The sequence below is a fragment of the Vibrio salinus genome, from assembly GCF_021272385.1.
GTDB lineage: Bacteria > Pseudomonadota > Gammaproteobacteria > Enterobacterales > Vibrionaceae > Vibrio > Vibrio salinus.
Genome location: NZ_JAJSDZ010000010.1, coordinates 1,316,223 through 1,333,365, shown reverse-complemented (window position 1 = coordinate 1,333,365; position 17,143 = coordinate 1,316,223). Strand labels below are relative to the sequence as shown.

The window sequence follows — 17,143 nt, the reverse complement described above, 5'->3', positions numbered from 1 at the left end:
TCCCCAAGATTAACCTTTAATACCGCTGCTGGTGACGCCTTCAACAAAATATTTCTGTGACATAAAGAACACAATGATTGAAGGAATGATTGCAATAGAGGCCATTGCCAGAATTTCGTTCCATTTCGCACCCTCTGTAACGTCGATAGACATTTTCAGTGCCAGAGCAATTGGATATTTCTCTACACTGGAGACGTAAATCAACGGACCAAGGAAGTCATTGACTGACCACATGAACTGGAACAAGGCAACAGAAACGATCGCTGGACGAATCACAGGAACAACCACATACCAAAGTACCTGGAATGAGTTACACCCATCGATCATTGCGGCTTCTTCCATATCCGTTGGTACACCCCGAAGGAACTGAACCAACATGAAAACGAAGAACCCTTGTGTTGCAAATGCCATAGGCAAATACAGTGGCAGATAACTATCTAACAGACCCATTTCGCGGAACATCAGATATTGAGGAATCAACAACACTGACTGTGGAAGCAGAATGGTGGCAACCAGAGTGGCGAACCAAAACTTCTTAAACGGAATTTCAAATCGGGCAAATGCATAACCTACAATTGTCGATGAAATTACGGTCAGTATTACTTTTGGAAGTACGTAAGCAAAAGTGTTGATAATATAGTGACCAAATGTAAATTCAGTCCCGGTTTTCCAGCCATTAATAAATCCTTCCCAACTGATATGGTCCGGGATAAGACTCATGGAGGAAAATATTTCATGGTTCGGTTTCATTGACGCTGAGAACATCCATAAAAGTGGATACAGCATCAAGAGTCCGACAATGATCAGAATTGTGTAACGGAAAAAAGCATTAATCTTTTCGCGACGAATCGTGCGTTCATTTTCCTGGTTACGTTCTTTTTCAGCCTGAGTTGCAGGGATTATTGTTGAAGTCATAATTATTTACCTCCTTTATCGCCGGAATAGAACACCCAGTATTTAGATGAACGGAATGTAATGGCAGTAAAGATTGCTACGACAACAAATAATGACCATGCAAGTGCACTACCGTAACCCATATCGAAGAACTTAAAGGCTGTTTCATAAATATATAGAGAAATCAGATAAGTCGACTTCATTGGGCCACCGCCAGTGACGACGTAAGGTGCGGTAAATTCCTGGAAGGCCTGAGTAGTTTGCATAATAAAGTTAAAGAAAATAACCGGAGTGATCAGAGGTACGGTGACTTTCATAAACATTTGCCACTTGCTCGCCCCGTCAATCATTGCAGCTTCATACTGCGATTTGGGAACATTTTGCAGAGCGGCCAGGAAAATGACCATTGCAGAACCAAATTGCCAGGCTCTCAGGAGCGTAATAGTAAATAAGGCAAATGAAGGTTCCCCCAGCCAACTGATCGGATCTACGCCAAAAAGGCCGAGAAACTGGTTCAGTACACCATCAATGGCAAACAGAGCACGCCAAAGAACGGCAATGGCAATACTACTTCCTAAAATAGACGGAATGTAATAGGCCGTGCGGAAGAAACCAATACCTTTCAGATTAAAGTTCAGAATGAACGCAATAAACAATGCGAACGCGAGTTTGACGGGAATCGTTAAGAAAACGTATAAAAACGTTACACTCATTGATTTCCAGAACACATCATCTTCGAAAAGCATATAGTGGTAATTTTCTAAACCAACAAAATCCGGTGTGGTCATCAGATCATAATTGGTAAAGCTCATCAAAAACGATGACACAAATGGAAAGGCAGTAAACAATATCAACCCTATTATAAAGGGAGATAAGTACGCCAATCCCAGCTTGCGATTTTCATACATTTTCTTATCCTCGTTAATTTTATTAATTTACTGAAAAGTAGAAAACAAATACCGGGTCACATTTCAGTTTCTGTACTTATTAAACGCAGATACATATTTAACTTCCACTTGTTAATTTGATAATTGTGATCGCTGATTAAAATTTTTTAACCAATTTAATAAAAATAATGAAATAACGTTTTATATTTTATTTTTTAATGAAATGACAATATTGTGATTCAAATACCATTATTTTAAAAAAATTTTAGCTATGGCATATACCAGTCTAAATTGGCTTAACAAATTTTTTGATAGCAAGTGATAAGATTACTTATTAATTGAATATGCTATTAATTTTTGGTTAAGGAGGTGTGGCCCTCAACTGAATTGTGTGTTTTCTTGCTGATGTATTTAGGTATGTAGTATATAATTTTTTATTAATTTTTAGTTACTTATGCATGATTTCTTTTATTTATAATATTAATTTATGATGACAGATAAATGGCATATTTAGTCTGTAAATACTTTATTTTATTAGATTTAATATCAAATTAAATTTCCAGTGATTCTCGTTTCATATCTTTCAAATAGTTCATTTTTAATTTTTCTTATTATTTTGCGCTGATCACAGTTCATTGAATTTTTATTACATTCTGTGGCTCTTTGATCACAAAAATATTTATTGACTATTTTATTTTTCACTCATGGTTTTAAATTGAAACGGTTAATCCTATAAAGTGAAATGGTGTTTCATTATGAAAAATAAAATCTTAGTATCAGCTGTTTTATTAGGCCTGACTAGCACAGCAGTGAGTGCTGCAACCCTGAATATTCGTGAAGAGTTTACTCCTAGGTACGATAGCCAGTCGGCGGCACACAAACAACGTGTTGCCGTTGACCACCGCTTTAAAAATGGGGTGGGTTTCGGAGTTGAAGTGAAATGGAAAGGTGATAACGAAGACGCGTTTGGTGAACAGAAGAGTAACGGGCATCAGGCCAATATCAGTTACTTGTACAAACTGAACGATAAATGGTCGTTAAAACCGCAATATAAATGGGAATCGAATTCGACCCAGATTGGTCATCAGCTCAATTTGACCTTAGGGTATAAAGTGAACAGTGACTGGGCGGTGTCGTTCCGTCACCGTTACCATTACGATAATCCGGTTCCATCCAAGGGAAAAACCAATTCGCATTATAACCGTTGGACGTTTGCGTTCGGATATAGCGGTATTGAAGACTGGAAATTTGGTGGGTCACTGGATTACACCTTCAACAGTACAGAAAAAGGGCCTAGATGGAAAGATCATAAAGCATGGTTCTCTGAGCTTAACTTTACCGGTGAGTATAAAGGCTTTGAAAGTGGCTGGCGTCCATTTATGGAAGTGGGTTTCGTCCCTTATAAATCAGGTCAGGAATACGATTTCAATGGTACGACTGACGCTCAGAACGACAAATGGCGCCCACGTTTCCGTGTCGGTCTGAAATACAACTTCTAATTCTGCTTTCTTTTTCCATCCTTACGACTTATTCCGGTGACACCGGAATAAGTCTGTTCATCTATCGAGGTAACTGATGATGAAAATAGCCAAAGTTCCGTTAATTCTCTCTTCTGTTCTGGCGGTGTCTGCTTGCAGTAACCAGTCTATGACAGCGGCTGACTATATTAAAAACAGCGATAATTTAACCTGGCAAGCCATTACGTTCGGTCAGTCGACTGATCTAAATTTCGGCTCCACCATTCTTCCTGAAAAAGTTGGGGTCAATCAGGTGACGATTAACGGTCAGCCTGTCAAACCGGGCCCGGTCGCCGGGCATTTCACGATTGAGAGTCGTGGCGGTAAAATTGCTAACTCTCATGAAGGAGGGACTTTCTATTACACAAAACTACCAACTGATGTCAATTTTACGTTGTCTGCGCAGGTAGTCCTCAGCCAATTAGGGCCGGAAACTGGTTCAACACCGAACCGCCAGGAAGGCGCCGGGCTGATGGTCCGGGATATTCTCGGTAATCCAAGACAAAATCCGCAACCGGAAGGCACGGAAGAGTTCCCGGCGGCTTCCAACATGGCGATGAACCTGCTGAGAGCCAATAAAAAAGCCAATAACGGTCTGATTAATATCAATGCGGCTTACCGGGAAGGCATTTATCAGCCATGGGGCACGGCTCATAACCATATGAGCAAAAAAGCGTTCCTTAAAGGGCTCACCTATGGTGAAAAACAGCCATTTCATATGACGTTAACCCGCACAAATAAGGGTTATACGGTCAGCTTCGATAACGGTAAAGTTCACAAAACCTATTCCATGAAAGGCGCTCACGCCAATATCGTCGAAATGCAAAATCCGGATTACCAATATGTGGGCTTCTTTGCCTCCCGGAATGCGAAAATTAAGGTAAGTGATGTCAAACTGACGCTATCAAAAGCGCAGACAGAAAAAGCGCCTCGTTATCAGCCTAAACAAGTTGCAACCTTGCTGCAGCGCGCATCGTCAACTGAGTCTGCAGTGAGCCGGTATGTGATACAGGCACGGGCAAATTATGCCGGTACCTATACTGCCAGTCAGGATGGCCGGATTTTGATAAACAATAAGATGGTGAAAGCCGGTACCATGTTCAGTTACCCAACTACACTGACCAAGGCGAAAACACCGATTGAAGTGACATTCGTACCGACTGAAGGTCCAAGCAAAAAAACGATTCATGACGTTTATACCGTGGAAAGAAAACAGGTTGCTCATCCGATGCGTCTGGTTGTTAATCCTAAAGGAACCAATGGCCGCCTGGATTTAGCCACAGCTGTTAAACTGTTGCCTCCGGGTGGCACTATCGTGATGGAGCCTGGTGACTATTCTGAGCTGAACATTCCTGTTGCTGCGAGTGGAACCCCTGAACAACGCAAAACACTACAAGCATCAAAAGGCGTTCGGGTAACCGGTCCATATCTGCATGAGGGTAACTACTGGAACATCGCTAATCTTGAAGTGGATGGTGGAAGAACCATCGTTCATGGTAGTTATAACCACTTTGATCATATGTTAACGCACAATTCACCGGATACCGGATTCCAGATTTCATCAACCAAAACTGTCGGCCGTCCACTGTGGGCAAGTTATAATATTGTCCGGGACAGTGAAAGTTACAACAACATGGATAAATCCCAAATCAATGCGGATGGATTTGCTGTGAAAATGCGGGTTGGTGATGGCAACACCCTGATTCGCTGCATTTCGCATCACAATATTGATGACGGTTATGACTTATTCAACAAAGTGGAAGATGGTCCGGATGGTGCGGTGACCATTATTGACTCCATTGCTTATATGAATGGTCAGACCATGAAGGTTAAAAATAAAAAAGGTGGCACCCGGGGTAATGGTTTCAAACTGGGTGGTGAAGGGTTACCGGTTGCGCATGTTGTGAAAGGCAATCTGTCGTTCCGTAACAGCATGGATGGATTTACAGACAACTTTAACCCAGGTTCATTAACCGTAGAAGACAATGTTTCCATTGATAACAAACGGTTTAACTTCCTGTTCCGGAAAAGCCCTTATAAAGGCAAAGTAAAACAAGGAACCTTTGAGGATAACCGTTCTTACCGGTTCTATGTGTCCAGTAAGTACAGTGATGTCGTGAATGCGTATAAAAAAGCACACAACGACTTTATTAGTCACGGAAAAACCACCAACGATAAGGGAACCGTCGTACCTGTTGCTAACACATTGAAAAAGGCAGCATTTATTCCGACTTCTCATTCCGCGGCTGACTATCGTCATGCTGTTAATTTGATAGAGGAAATCATAAAAACACATCAGGATATACAATAAAGTCATTACAAAGAGGACTGCTCCGATGAATGGAAGCAGTCCTTTATTTTTATTACCGGAGAGAAAAGACCTGAATAGCTAACAGAGTGATATGAATATCTTCTCAGTTTTGCCGTTAATTACAAAATCAAAGATGTAAAGAGGTGGTTATGGTCTCTGCTTATCAGTATAAGAGTGTCGGTTTTCAACTGAAACTGCCAGTTATACTTTGCCTGTTGATTGGTTTTAGTATTGCCGCAACAATTGTCTATCAGAATGCTTCCCGACTTCTGCTTAAATCCGCTTTTAGTGAACAACAGTCAAAGTTGAATGCTGTTGCTGAAACGGTCAGTGGTCAGTTCGATGCTTATGTCGAAACGACGAAAATACTCAGCTCCACCTTCAAAAACGGCTATCTTGCCGGTTTTGAAGTAAAAAAAGAGATGATTGATTATGCAGGACAGACAATACGTAATATTGATTTGTATGGTTTACCCTTAGTGAATAATACCGATTTGGTTGATACCTTTACGCAGGATACCGGCGCATTCGTGACTCTGTATTCATCAACCGGAACGAAGTGGTTTAGTATTGCCAGTTCTTTTAAGAGTAAGAATGGGAAACGGGATATTAACCATTTTCTGGATACCTCTTTTGCCGGTTATGCCCAACTTCGCCAGGGTAAACCCTATATTGCACAAGTATCTGTGTCTGGTCGCTCCTATCTTACTTATTATGATCCTGTGGTCGACAGCGACAAAAAAGCAGGCGCAATTATTATGATTTCTCTGCCGGTAGAAAATGCGACAGAGGAAATTTTTAACTCTTTGAAGAAAATTCACTGGGGCGAATCCGGTGAAACCATCATCGTTGATGCTCGTCCAGCACAGTTTGGACAGTACCTGCTGAATTCAGAAGATAAAACACTTAAACAGCAAAATATGGTGATGTTTACGGATACCAACGGAGAAAATCCATTAGTTTCCTTAAAAGGGAAGCAAGAAGGGATGATTCGTTTCCCGGTTTCTGTCAATGGTGATACGAAGGAAAAATACGTAGTTTATAAACATATTCCCGGATGGAATTGGTTTTTGCTTGGCGGGACGTGGACCAAAGAACTGACTCAGGGGAGTAATCGACTGTTGTTGGATATTGCCGCCATTTTCTTATTTGTTGGAGTGGTGACTTATATTCTGGTCTCATTAATTATCCGTCGAACCCTGAAGCCTTTAAAGCAGTTAAACGGATATATGGAACGACTTGGAAGTGGGGAAGTGAGTTTAACGATTGATGTTAGTGAACGGGCATCGAAAAATGAAATGACCCGATTGACGCAGGATGTGGGGAAAATGGCAGCCCACCTAAATAAACTGGTTGGGCAAATTCGCCACTCCAGTAGTCAGGTCAGTGCCCAGTCTCAGAACGTTGCTGAAGATGCCGGAATTGCGTTGGCCCAATTGACATCGCAGCAGCAACAAATTGAACAGGTAGTGACAGCCATTGAAGAGATGGCCGCTTCTGCGGAATCCGTCTCCCGACAGGTTGAATCGATAGCCGGTAATGTCCGTGATGCCAATCAAAATACTCAATCCGGACTGGCAATTGTTGGTTCCGTAGCCACTGATATTTCCGGATTAAATGAACAGCTCAACCACTCTTATCAGGCGATTCAAAAAGTCAGTAAAGACAGCGAGAGTATTCATGCTGTAATCCAAATGATTAATGATATTGCAGAGCAGACCAATCTGTTAGCTTTGAATGCGGCGATTGAAGCGGCCAGAGCAGGAGAGCAGGGCCGTGGATTTGCTGTGGTTGCCGATGAGGTGAGAGTTCTGGCTAACAGGACGCAGTTATCTGTGCAAAATGTTGTGGACATCGTCAGTCAGTTGAAAGAGTCGACTCAGTATGCTGTGTCATCAACGAAATTAAGTCAGAAACAGGCAAATAAGGTACTGGATGAATCCCATGATGCGGGCTCGGCTTTAGAGTCGATAGCAACTCAGGTGAATGAGATTGCGACTCAGGCGGAAGAAATTACCAGTATTGTCGAACAACAGGCACAGGTTTCGGTTCAGGTTTCTCATCATGCATCAGAGATTTGCAGCCTTAATCAACAGGGCAGAGACATCAGTACCAAAACGTCAGAAAACGCCAGAATAATGCGACAGGAAGCTGATGTTTTAGAAGAACAGGTGGATTTTTTTCATTAAGTGTATCTATAAGGGGGAAGCTATGTTGATTGCATCACTATATGATGTTGTTGTATCGCTGGATGGTTCCGGAGATTATCGGTCTGTGACAGAAGCCCTTGCTAATGCCCCTCAGGATGATGCTCCTTATGTGATTTTTATCCGTAAAGGGGAATATCATGAACGCTTTGAAGTTACTCGTCCCCGGGTTTCTCTTATTGGTGAATCCTGTGAGGATACGATCATTACCTCTTCAGTGGCCAACGGTATGTTGGATTCACAAGGGAGAAAATTTGCAACGTTTGGCAGCCGGACTGTCAGCATTAATGCCCCAGATTTTTCGGCCCGTTCTCTGACCATTTGTAATGGATTTGATTTCCCCGCGAATCAAGCCAAAGCGAATACCGATCCAACCAGACTGCGTCATACTCAGGCGGTTGCATTATTGATTGCATCCCATGGTGACCGGGTTCAATTAAAAGATGTTCGTTTAATCAGTTATCATGACACGCTCTATTTGTATGCCGGCCGAAGTTACATTGAACAGTCACTTATCTCCGGAACCGTTGATTTTATTTTTGGCGGAGGAACGGCACTGCTGGAACACTGTGACATCGTTGCCCGTAATCGGGACGATGTGCATTCGGATGAACCTTATGGTTATCTGGTTGCGCCCTGTACGCCGATTAAACAATCGTTCGGTCTGGTGGTTCAGGACTGCCGTTTGGAAAAAGAAAACGGTGTTCCGGCCGGTAGTTACGGGTTAGGACGTCCCTGGCATCCAACTACCCGGTTCGAAGACGGTACTTATGCCGATCCAGATGCTGTCGGTCATGCTGCTTTTATCCGGTGTCAGATGGATGACCATATTTTTGGATGGGATAAGATGAGTGGCCGGGACAGGGATAGGAATACTATCTGGTTTTATCCTGAGGATTCCCGGTTTAGTGAGTATCAGAACCGGGGTAAAGGGTCTTGTCCGGGTGATAGAAATCGTCCGCAACTGACTGCTGACCAGGTGAGCAATTATACTCCGGAGGCTTTATTTTCCGGCTGGGTTCCGGATATTTCTTTGAGTGAAATGAGCGCTTTGGTAGGGACGGTAGATACCGCAAAGGACAGCATTCCTGCAAAAGTACAGGTAACTGATACGCTGGGAATGGTAAGAACAACACTGGTGGATCAACAGGGAAGATACACAGTTCCGGTTTCTTTTATGACACCACCGTTATTGGTTTCCCTATTGCCTTTATCGGATGCTGATGAGAGTCATAACATGCGGGCATTGGTTGTGCTGGTGAACAATCAAGGGGAAACGGAATGCAATATCACGGCTGCATCTGAACTAATGGTTTCTGACGCCGAAAACCGGATTCAGTTCGGAGAGTTTCGTGCCGGAATTCCTGTCCCGCCGTTACCCCGAAGTATGTGGGAAGCGTTCCAGCTTTTAGCCGATGCCGGTTCTGGTAAAATCATTGCTTGAATCATATTTGCCCACTTTATTGACTACGTCTCTTAATCAAAAACGTTTCACCATATAAAAAATGTGATTTTAATGCGGTTTTAATCTATATAGAATGAGAAGGTGTTATACAAAATAATTAATTGTGTAGGAAAGGGTGCTATGGACCAAAAACCTAAGATCGCAGTGATTGGTGGTGGTGTTGCCGGTGCAACCGCAGCCGTACATTTAGGCGAGTTAGGCATCGATGTTCATCTTATAGAGCGAAAAAATGAACTTGTTAACGGACCTCCTATCTGCCATTTGCATGCTGGTGGAAATTTATACCGTGAAATTTCTGAAAACCAATGTATTGAATTATTGCGCCAGTCAATAGAGTCTGTCCGCCTGTATCCACATACTATCAATGTCCGGCCGACAGTTATTGCCGTTCCGGTTTCTGATAGCGGTACGCCTCAAACGATAATAGACCGGCTGGATGTTATCAAACGCAGTTATTCTGAACTTGTTATTACCGATCCGGGAAATAAAGTCATTGGTGAGCCTGACGATTACTATAAGCTCTATACACGCACGGATTTAGAAAAATTGCAGAGCGGTGTCCAGCCGGGAAATCCACAGAATATGGATGACTGGGTTATTCCTTTTGCCCGGTCAGCGGATTTATCTAAACTAAAATTTCCGGTTATTGTTGTTCAGGAATATGGATGGAGTGTTTTTCGTTTGGGGGCCAGTGCTACATTAGATTTGCAGAAGTTGCCAAACGCAAATTTACATTTGAATTCGGAGCTGAAAAGAATAGCTCAGAATGGAGAACGGTGGGTTCTTCAGTATCTTGTTGATGGTCATGAATCTCATGAGTTAGAAGTGGATTATCTGATTAATGCCTGTGGCTATGAAACCGGGATTGTTGATGATCTGGTTGCTTACCGCCGTAAACGTTATGTTGAGTTTAAAGCAGCTTATGTCACTGAATGGAAAGAGAGTGAATATCAGTGGCCGGAAATCATTTTTCATGGCGAAAGAGGAACGCCGCAGGGAATGGCTCAACTGACGCCTTATGCAGACGGTATATTTCAGTTACACGGCATGACGGAAGACATTACTCTTTTTAAAGGTGGTCTTGTTGCCAGTCATCAGGGGTCTTCTCAGCCGGCTCTTCCTGAAAAACTGAATAAAAAACTAAAATCGGGATGGAATGAAAACATTGCCCGTGAGAGAACAGAAAAAGCCATTGATTTTATTGGTCAGTATATTCCTGAGTTTTATGAAGCGCATCCCAAAGGACTTCCTCTGTTCGGGGCGCAACAGATACCGGGAAATGACGCGTCATTACGAGCCTCTGATGTCTCATTTGACGGTCAACGCTATGCAAGAATTGAGATTGTGAAAGGTTCATCTGCTTATGAAGCTGTGAGAAAAATAGTACAAGCCTGGAATCTGGTACCTTCCTGGAAATATGATCAATCTATAGAAGAATTACATCCTTGTATTACATCGTTATCGCCGGATATTGTAGAGCAGTTTGCCATACAGATGGCGGTAAACAGAGGTTATCCTGCTGGGTTGGCTAAGGCTGTTGGGGTGAAAGAGAGTATTAATTTTGAGAAAGTAAGCTAGCTTAGCATTGTATTTGTATTGTGAGGTTCTAACTTTGTAAGTGAGTGATAAACTAAAGAAAAGTTATCAGAAGGTATAATTTACAATGAACGTATTAGTAACAGGTGGAATGGGATACATAGGAAGCCACACTTGCATTCAAATGATTGAAGCGGGTATGACTCCGGTTATCTTTGATAATCTATACAACAGTAAAGAGACGGTCTTACAGCGGATCGAGGACGTTTCTGGCAGTAAACCGGAATTTGTGAATGGGGATGTCAGAAATAAAGCATTACTGATTGAAACAATGAAACGTTTCAATATTGAATCGGTTATTCATTTCGCTGGTTTAAAAGCGGTCGGTGAATCGGTTGCCAAGCCTCTGGAATACTACGATAACAATGTTAATGGAACCCTTGTCCTTGTTGATGCAATGAGAGAAGCTGGTGTCAAATCAATCATTTTTAGTTCATCGGCAACGGTTTATGGTGATCCGGCAACGGTTCCGATTACTGAATCCTTTCCGACCAGTGCCACGAATCCTTATGGCCACAGTAAACTGATGGTTGAGGAGTGCCTGACTGATTTTCAAAAGGCGAATCCGGACTGGAGTATTGTTCTGCTTAGGTATTTTAATCCGGTAGGCAGTCATCCAACGGGTAAATTAGGTGAAGATCCTCAGGGGATCCCTAATAACTTAATGCCGTTTGTTTCTCAGGTTGCGGTCGGAAGGCGTGAATTTCTGTCTGTTTTTGGCAGTGATTATCCCACCAAAGATGGCACCGGTGTCCGTGACTATATTCATGTGGTTGATCTGGCTGACGGGCACGTTGTTGCGTTAGATAAGATTGGTAAAAAGTCCGGTCTTCATATTTACAATCTGGGCACGGGAAACGGATACAGTGTTCTGGATATGGTGAAAGCATTTGAGGTTGCCAGTGGTAAACGTATCCCATATAAACTGGTAGAAAGACGGCCCGGTGATATTGCTGAATGTTGGGCCGATCCATCAAAAGCACAGAAAGACCTAGGCTGGAAAGCGAAAAGAACGTTAGAAGACATGACAAGGGACTCGTGGTTATGGCAGTCTAATAATCCTGACGGTTATCCGGAATAAACAGAGAGTAGCCAGCGACGCTGGCTTTTTTATGAATTATTTAGCCCATCTTCACATTGCCTCTTTTTGCCAGAGTTCTCCTCTGGGTAATTTACTCGGTGATTTTGTCAGAGGCGATCCCGCAAAACAGTTTGATTCCGGTCAATTAGTTCAGGGAATTTATCTACACCGTTGGGTTGATCGTTTTACGGATGAATCTTCTGTGATTACAGAAGCGAAATCATGGTTTCCTAAAGAATGCCGTCGTTTCAGTCCGGTTGCGCTGGATATATTCTGGGATCATATGCTTGGAAAGCTCTGGGATTCATATTCGTCAGTCAATCTTAATGATTTTTGCGATGATATGAGGGCTCAGTGCTGCCGGGAAGAGCAGATTGTAGGGAATGTGCCATCAGAATACTCGCGGGTTTCGGGTATGATGTGGGAAGAAAAATGGTTGCAGTCCTACCAGCATTGGGAAAAAACCAAATATGCCATTGAACGGCTTTCCACAAAAAAAAGCCGGTATGCCCCATTAGCATTGTGTAATCGGGTTCTTGAAACCCGTTATTCAACCTTTGAAGCGCTTTTTAAGCCTTTTTACTTGCAGTTACTTGACGAATCTATATCTTATGTCCGCAGTAACTTTCGCTGACTATAATAGCTAACTTAGGCTATGTATATGTAAAAGTGAAGGTTGTTCCTGTTCCCATAGAAATAAATCAGGTTATCGAGTGAGCGAATTTTCCGAATTAGGTTTGAGTACAACCGTTTGTCAGTGTCTTGAAAATATTGGGCTGAAGACACCAACTGATATTCAAAGACAGGTTATCCCTGAAATTATCCAAAAAAGTGATGTGATTGCCGGTGCACAAACCGGCTCGGGTAAGACGTTTGCGTATTTGCTTCCGGTTTTTGAGCATTTGTCTGAAGCACTAACTGATAGGCTTTCCTGCACGGAAACCGGAAAACCTTCTGTTCTGATTGTCGTTCCGACACGAGAACTTGCTCAGCAGGTTTTTAATTCCTTTTGTGAGCTCACGTCTGGAACCGGACTTAAAGCGGCCTGTATATATGGCGGAGCAAGCGTCAATGTTCAGAAACAAAAGCTGGCACAGTATCCTCAGGTTGTTATCGGAACGACAGGGCGACTGCTGGATATGATTTATTTAAAAGCTTTGGATATTTCTCACCTGGCAATATGGGTTTTAGATGAAGGTGACCGGCTTCTTGATATGGGTTTTTCTCCCGATATCGAACGATTGTCGAAGAAGATGAGCGTGAGGCCTCAAACCCTTTTGTTTTCTGCAACATACAGTCCTGGGGTGATTCGTTTCAGCCAGAAATATTTACAGCATCCAAAGCGAGTTCAGATTGGTGACGAAAACCGGGTGGTTTCCAGCATTGAAGAGCGGTTATATGAGCTGGATGAAAAGCAAAAGCGCAAGGCATTGTCTTTTTTGATTGGTTCAGAAAACTGGCAACAGGTGTTGGTTTTTGTCAGAAAGAAGGTAAGTGTGGAGTCTATTGCGAAAGAATTAAAGTTAGATGGAATCTCTGCATCAACACTTCATGGTGATAAAAGCCAGGGGGCCAGAGAGCGCGCTCTAGAATTGTTTATGTGTGGTGAATCCAGAGTGTTAGTTGCAACGGATGTTGCGGCAAGAGGGCTTCATATTGAGGATCTGCCTGTCGTTATTAACTATGACATTCCCTTTAAGGCCGAAGATTATGTCCACCGGATTGGGCGAACCGGCAGGGTAAATAAAACCGGTCTTGCTGTTTCTTTTGTGACAAAAAATGATGAACCAATGCTGAAAAAAATAGAGCAGTTGATTGATCACAGACTGAGCGTTCAGTGGCTGACCGGTTTTGAGCCTGAGATACTGAGTCAGGATGAACCGGAACCGGTCGCCCGTAAAAAAAGTCGTAATTATGAAAAGCAGCAATTGAAGAAACGGCTTAAAATCCACTCAGGCAGAGGGAAAAACCGTTCCCGTTAGTTTGTCTGTTTATACCGAATAAATTAATTCGTTAAGCCCTTTGGGAAATAGCCGCTGAGACTGTTTAACCTGAAGTTTATTTGCCATTAAGTTATTAAACAGTTCCCAGTGTTTGAGCAAATGGATTTTAGAGGTATCGCTGGAACCGGGCCAGTTCGCTTTCAGGAAAGGCTCCAGTGATGCTGCTGCGTGGGCATATAAGATAATTTCCCAGTTTATTTCTTTCACTTCAATGTGTGAATGTGTAGTTGATGCATTGTATTCGGATACCAGGTTATCGATAATTTTTGCCAGTTCGCTGGAATGCGCGAAAAAGTAATCAAAACGCTCACCTTCCTGATCAATTACATCTGACGACAACTTAATTGGTTTCTGATTAATCAGGGTAAACGCAAGCACACGTATTGAAAACTGGTAAAGTTTTTCATTGACTGGCAGATATTCAGGTAGCGAATTAAGGATAAGCTGGCAATAAGATTCCATATGTTTTCTGGTTTCATCACTAATGTGGTACCAGATTTGTTCTTTGCTTCCAAAGTGGTGTCGAATCAGACTATGAGAGATTCCCGCACGTTCACTAATACTACGAAGTGAAACCTGAGCATACCCGAATTCACTAAACAGATCCGTTGCGATCTTCAGAATGCGTTCTTTTGTTTTCTGCGCATCTTCTGCGCTACGTCTGCCTTGGCGTTTTTTGGTCATAAAAATTATTTACCTTCCTGCATAGTCAGTACTTTATCGTTGAATACAGAAAATGTGTAGGACAATTTCAATTGAGTACCCTGACGTAAATCATTTTAATCGTGTAAATAACCGAGAATTTTTGCTTTATTCAACGCTGCCATTGTTTTGGAGTCTTTAATTTGACCTTCTTTTATTTTGGTTTCGATTTCTTCCAGTGACAGAAAAAATACGTCAATAAACTCGTCATCATCACAGGTCAGCCTTTGAGTTTTAGACAAATTTTTTGCTAAAAATAAATATTGAACTTCATCACAAAATCCTGCCGAAGGTATGAGTTCACCCAATGAAATGAATTCCGTTGCCGAATATCCGGTTTCCTCTTCCAGTTCTCGTTGGGCACAGACAAGCGGTGTTTCTCCGGATTCTTTCGTTCCGGCCGGTAGTTCATAGAGCCATTCATTCAGAGAAGGTCTTAACTGATTTAAAATGGCGATTTTGTTTTTGTCATCAACGGCGATGATAACAGCAGCGCCAGGATGCCTGAGTGTTGTATGGATTGCATTTGTATTATCGGGGAAAACGAAGCGTTCTTCCTGAAGTGAAAACGATTTCCATTTATGAATAATTTTGGTCACGATTAAAGCCTTTATATTAGATTATAGGAAATATTGATAATTAACTAATGTATCAATAATAAAAACAAAGGTTGCATGTGTCTCTTGGATTTTACAATTTGTTATAGGTATAAAAACCAGCATTGTCCGTTACGGAAAATTTGTATGATAAATTTTATCCGTGTAGTCTCTGATAAATCAATAAACTAAATTGAATTATTTATGGATCTATTGCACCCGACATCTCATAGTGAACGCTCATTATTATCTGAGCGCATTAACAAACTCTCTGCCGCTTTAGCTGAAGGTACATATGAACGTGAACACGTGATAAAAATGTGCTTGCTGGCCGCTTTATCCGGCGAGAGCGTATTTTTATTAGGCCCTCCGGGTATTGCGAAGAGTTTAATTGCGAAACGCTTGATTCAGGCATTTCGTAAAAGCCGTTATTTTGAATATCTCATGACGCGTTTTTCGACGCCGGAAGAGGTGTTTGGCCCGCTCAGTATTCAGGAGCTTAAAGATAATGGTCGCTATGTGAGGTTAACGGAAGGGTACTTGCCTGATTCTCAGGTCGTGTTTCTTGATGAAATCTGGAAAGCGGGGCCGGCTATTCTGAATACTCTGCTGACTGTTGTTAACGAGAAAATATTTAAAAATGGCACTGAGATTGAAACGGTTCCGATGCGGTTACTGGTTGCCGCTTCCAATGAACTCCCTGAGGAAGACAGTGGGTTGGATGCTCTTTATGATCGTTTACTGGTCCGACTGTATGTAAACCGGATTCAGGAGAAAAATAATTTTAAAGCACTGCTGACGGTAGGAACACCTCAGGAAACCACGATCCCTGAAGAGCTTGCCATATCTGATGAAGAATACTTTTCCTGGTTAAAACAGTTGCAGGAATTGCCGATTTCAGATGATATTTTTGAAAAGCTGTACAAGTTAAAAACAATGCTTGAAACGGCAGAACTGGAAAGTGTGAATGCAGAAGATTTCTATGTATCTGACCGACGGTGGAAAAAAGCGGTAAAACTATTGAAAGCGAGTGCCTTTTTCAATGGAAGAAATACTGTGAACCCTCTGGATTTGTTGTTGCTGAGGGAATGCTTGTGGAATTCACCGGCATCAAGAGAGAAAGTGAATGAGATCATCAGGGAGTTTGCTGTTTCTTATGCTTTCAATCAGAAAGAAGCAGAGCAAATGACGGTTTCTGCGACACAGGACGTTTTTAATTTACAAAAAGAAATGGAAGATGCGCTTGCGATGTCGTTAGTCGCAGAAAGCTCATCAAGTCTTATCAAGAAATCGTCTTCTTATCACCTGACACTAGGAACCCCCGTTTGTTTTCCCAAATCAATGGGGCGAAATTTTGTTAAGCTGGTTCTTTTACAGTCCGGTTGTTCGGTTACGAATAAAGAACATGCCAGTGGTGAATGCCGGTGGGTTTATATTGATAAAGGCGACTTTGAGCGGCTTATTCGTGATGGAGAAGGTGATGCTAATGGCTATGTTAATGAAGGCAGTGTCTTGTGTTCTCTGAGGTTTCAATTAGATTCTCAGAACCGCTTTGTAATTAAGGATATGGCGAATCGTTCTGTGTTGGTCAGAGTTGTCACTCATGATATGAAAAGCACCATTCACTGGGATAACTGGTTTGGAACAATTTCTGCTATTTCTGAAGCGTCAGAACAAATTGAGCAATTGATGAGAGATGCCCGGACTTCATTTCATGGTGCACTTCCACATATATTTGTTGATAAGAGTTTGTTGGTGAAAATTGAATCTACCATTCAGTCGATAAAAAACAGTAGCGATTCTTTTGCTTCTGCATGTCAGGAAACAAAGGAAAAGTTGGAAAATTTTCAGCGTTATTTTTCTCTTAATTCTACAGAGAAATAA

The 17,143-nt window shown here is 42.1% G+C and carries 13 protein-coding genes; 9 read left to right on the top strand and 4 right to left on the bottom strand.

Annotation, left to right across the window (positions count from 1 at the left end; genetic code table 11):
* Positions 1 to 9: 9 nt before the first annotated feature.
* Together LRQ06_RS19570 and LRQ06_RS19565 are read right to left on the bottom strand one after the other, a co-directional pair.
* Entirely contained in the window at positions 10 to 915 is a 906-nt protein-coding gene (locus LRQ06_RS19570; RefSeq protein ID WP_232768723.1) for a carbohydrate ABC transporter permease, read from the bottom strand.
* A 2-nt stretch (positions 916 to 917) separates the two neighbouring features.
* Positions 918 to 1,802: a carbohydrate ABC transporter permease gene (locus LRQ06_RS19565; protein ID WP_232768722.1), complete on the bottom strand. Its 885-nt coding sequence runs from the start codon at positions 1,800 to 1,802 to the stop codon at positions 918 to 920.
* A gap of 734 nt (positions 1,803 to 2,536) precedes the next feature.
* On the opposite strand from LRQ06_RS19565, the gene LRQ06_RS19560 reads away from it, so the two are divergent.
* The 8 genes from LRQ06_RS19560 to LRQ06_RS19525 all read left to right on the top strand — a co-directional run bounded on the left by LRQ06_RS19560 (position 2,537) and on the right by LRQ06_RS19525 (position 13,940).
* A complete protein-coding gene (locus LRQ06_RS19560; RefSeq protein WP_232768721.1) occupies positions 2,537 to 3,280 on the top strand; it encodes an oligogalacturonate-specific porin KdgM family protein in 744 nt (247 codons plus the stop codon).
* A 79-nt stretch (positions 3,281 to 3,359) separates the two neighbouring features.
* Positions 3,360 to 5,609, top strand: coding sequence for a right-handed parallel beta-helix repeat-containing protein (locus LRQ06_RS19555; protein WP_232769019.1), 2,250 nt, complete (start codon positions 3,360 to 3,362; stop codon positions 5,607 to 5,609).
* A 149-nt stretch (positions 5,610 to 5,758) separates the two neighbouring features.
* A complete protein-coding gene (locus tag LRQ06_RS19550) occupies positions 5,759 to 7,798 on the top strand; it encodes a methyl-accepting chemotaxis protein (RefSeq protein WP_232768720.1) in 2,040 nt (679 codons plus the stop codon).
* Between the two features lie 22 nt (positions 7,799 to 7,820).
* Positions 7,821 to 9,260, top strand: coding sequence for a pectinesterase family protein (locus tag LRQ06_RS19545; protein ID WP_232768719.1), 1,440 nt, complete (start codon positions 7,821 to 7,823; stop codon positions 9,258 to 9,260).
* Between the two features lie 141 nt (positions 9,261 to 9,401).
* Positions 9,402 to 10,859, top strand: coding sequence for an FAD-dependent oxidoreductase (locus tag LRQ06_RS19540; protein ID WP_232768718.1), 1,458 nt, complete (start codon positions 9,402 to 9,404; stop codon positions 10,857 to 10,859).
* Between the two features lie 85 nt (positions 10,860 to 10,944).
* Positions 10,945 to 11,958 (top strand): UDP-glucose 4-epimerase GalE, encoded by a 1,014-nt coding sequence (gene galE / locus LRQ06_RS19535; protein WP_232768717.1) that lies wholly within the window; start codon positions 10,945 to 10,947, stop codon positions 11,956 to 11,958.
* 31 nt (positions 11,959 to 11,989) lie between these two features.
* Entirely contained in the window at positions 11,990 to 12,592 is a 603-nt protein-coding gene (locus LRQ06_RS19530; RefSeq protein ID WP_232768716.1) for an acyl carrier protein phosphodiesterase, read from the top strand.
* Between the two features lie 79 nt (positions 12,593 to 12,671).
* The gene (locus LRQ06_RS19525; protein WP_232768715.1) at positions 12,672 to 13,940 is read left to right on the top strand and encodes a DEAD/DEAH box helicase; all 1,269 of its coding nucleotides are present in this window, start codon (positions 12,672 to 12,674) and stop codon (positions 13,938 to 13,940) included.
* A 9-nt stretch (positions 13,941 to 13,949) separates the two neighbouring features.
* On the opposite strand, the gene LRQ06_RS19520 is transcribed toward LRQ06_RS19525, so the two are convergent.
* Positions 13,950 to 14,645, bottom strand: coding sequence for a TetR/AcrR family transcriptional regulator (locus LRQ06_RS19520; protein WP_232768714.1), 696 nt, complete (start codon positions 14,643 to 14,645; stop codon positions 13,950 to 13,952).
* Positions 14,646 to 14,740: 95 nt separating this feature from the next.
* Positions 14,741 to 15,262, bottom strand: coding sequence for an NUDIX hydrolase (locus tag LRQ06_RS19515; RefSeq protein WP_232768713.1), 522 nt, complete (start codon positions 15,260 to 15,262; stop codon positions 14,741 to 14,743).
* Between the two features lie 201 nt (positions 15,263 to 15,463).
* Here LRQ06_RS19515 and LRQ06_RS19510 point away from each other — a divergent pair, with 201 nt between their 5' ends.
* On the top strand, positions 15,464 to 17,143 hold the full coding sequence (locus tag LRQ06_RS19510; protein WP_232768712.1) for an ATPase RavA domain-containing protein: 1,680 nt from the start codon (positions 15,464 to 15,466) through the stop codon (positions 17,141 to 17,143).

What these genes read in the sequence shown, in the direction of transcription:
- LRQ06_RS19570 (WP_232768723.1), bottom strand. Translation starts at nt 915, where the DNA reads ATGACTTCAACAATAATCCCTGCAACTCAGGCTGAAAAAGAACGTAAC.
- LRQ06_RS19565 (WP_232768722.1), bottom strand. Translation starts at nt 1,802, where the DNA reads ATGTATGAAAATCGCAAGCTGGGATTGGCGTACTTATCTCCCTTTATA.
- LRQ06_RS19560 (WP_232768721.1), top strand. Translation starts at nt 2,537, where the DNA reads ATGAAAAATAAAATCTTAGTATCAGCTGTTTTATTAGGCCTGACTAGC.
- LRQ06_RS19555 (WP_232769019.1), top strand. Translation starts at nt 3,360, where the DNA reads ATGAAAATAGCCAAAGTTCCGTTAATTCTCTCTTCTGTTCTGGCGGTG.
- LRQ06_RS19550 (WP_232768720.1), top strand. Translation starts at nt 5,759, where the DNA reads ATGGTCTCTGCTTATCAGTATAAGAGTGTCGGTTTTCAACTGAAACTG.
- LRQ06_RS19545 (WP_232768719.1), top strand. Translation starts at nt 7,821, where the DNA reads ATGTTGATTGCATCACTATATGATGTTGTTGTATCGCTGGATGGTTCC.
- LRQ06_RS19540 (WP_232768718.1), top strand. Translation starts at nt 9,402, where the DNA reads ATGGACCAAAAACCTAAGATCGCAGTGATTGGTGGTGGTGTTGCCGGT.
- galE (WP_232768717.1), top strand. Translation starts at nt 10,945, where the DNA reads ATGAACGTATTAGTAACAGGTGGAATGGGATACATAGGAAGCCACACT.
- LRQ06_RS19530 (WP_232768716.1), top strand. Translation starts at nt 11,990, where the DNA reads ATGAATTATTTAGCCCATCTTCACATTGCCTCTTTTTGCCAGAGTTCT.
- LRQ06_RS19520 (WP_232768714.1), bottom strand. Translation starts at nt 14,645, where the DNA reads ATGACCAAAAAACGCCAAGGCAGACGTAGCGCAGAAGATGCGCAGAAA.
- LRQ06_RS19510 (WP_232768712.1), top strand. Translation starts at nt 15,464, where the DNA reads ATGGATCTATTGCACCCGACATCTCATAGTGAACGCTCATTATTATCT.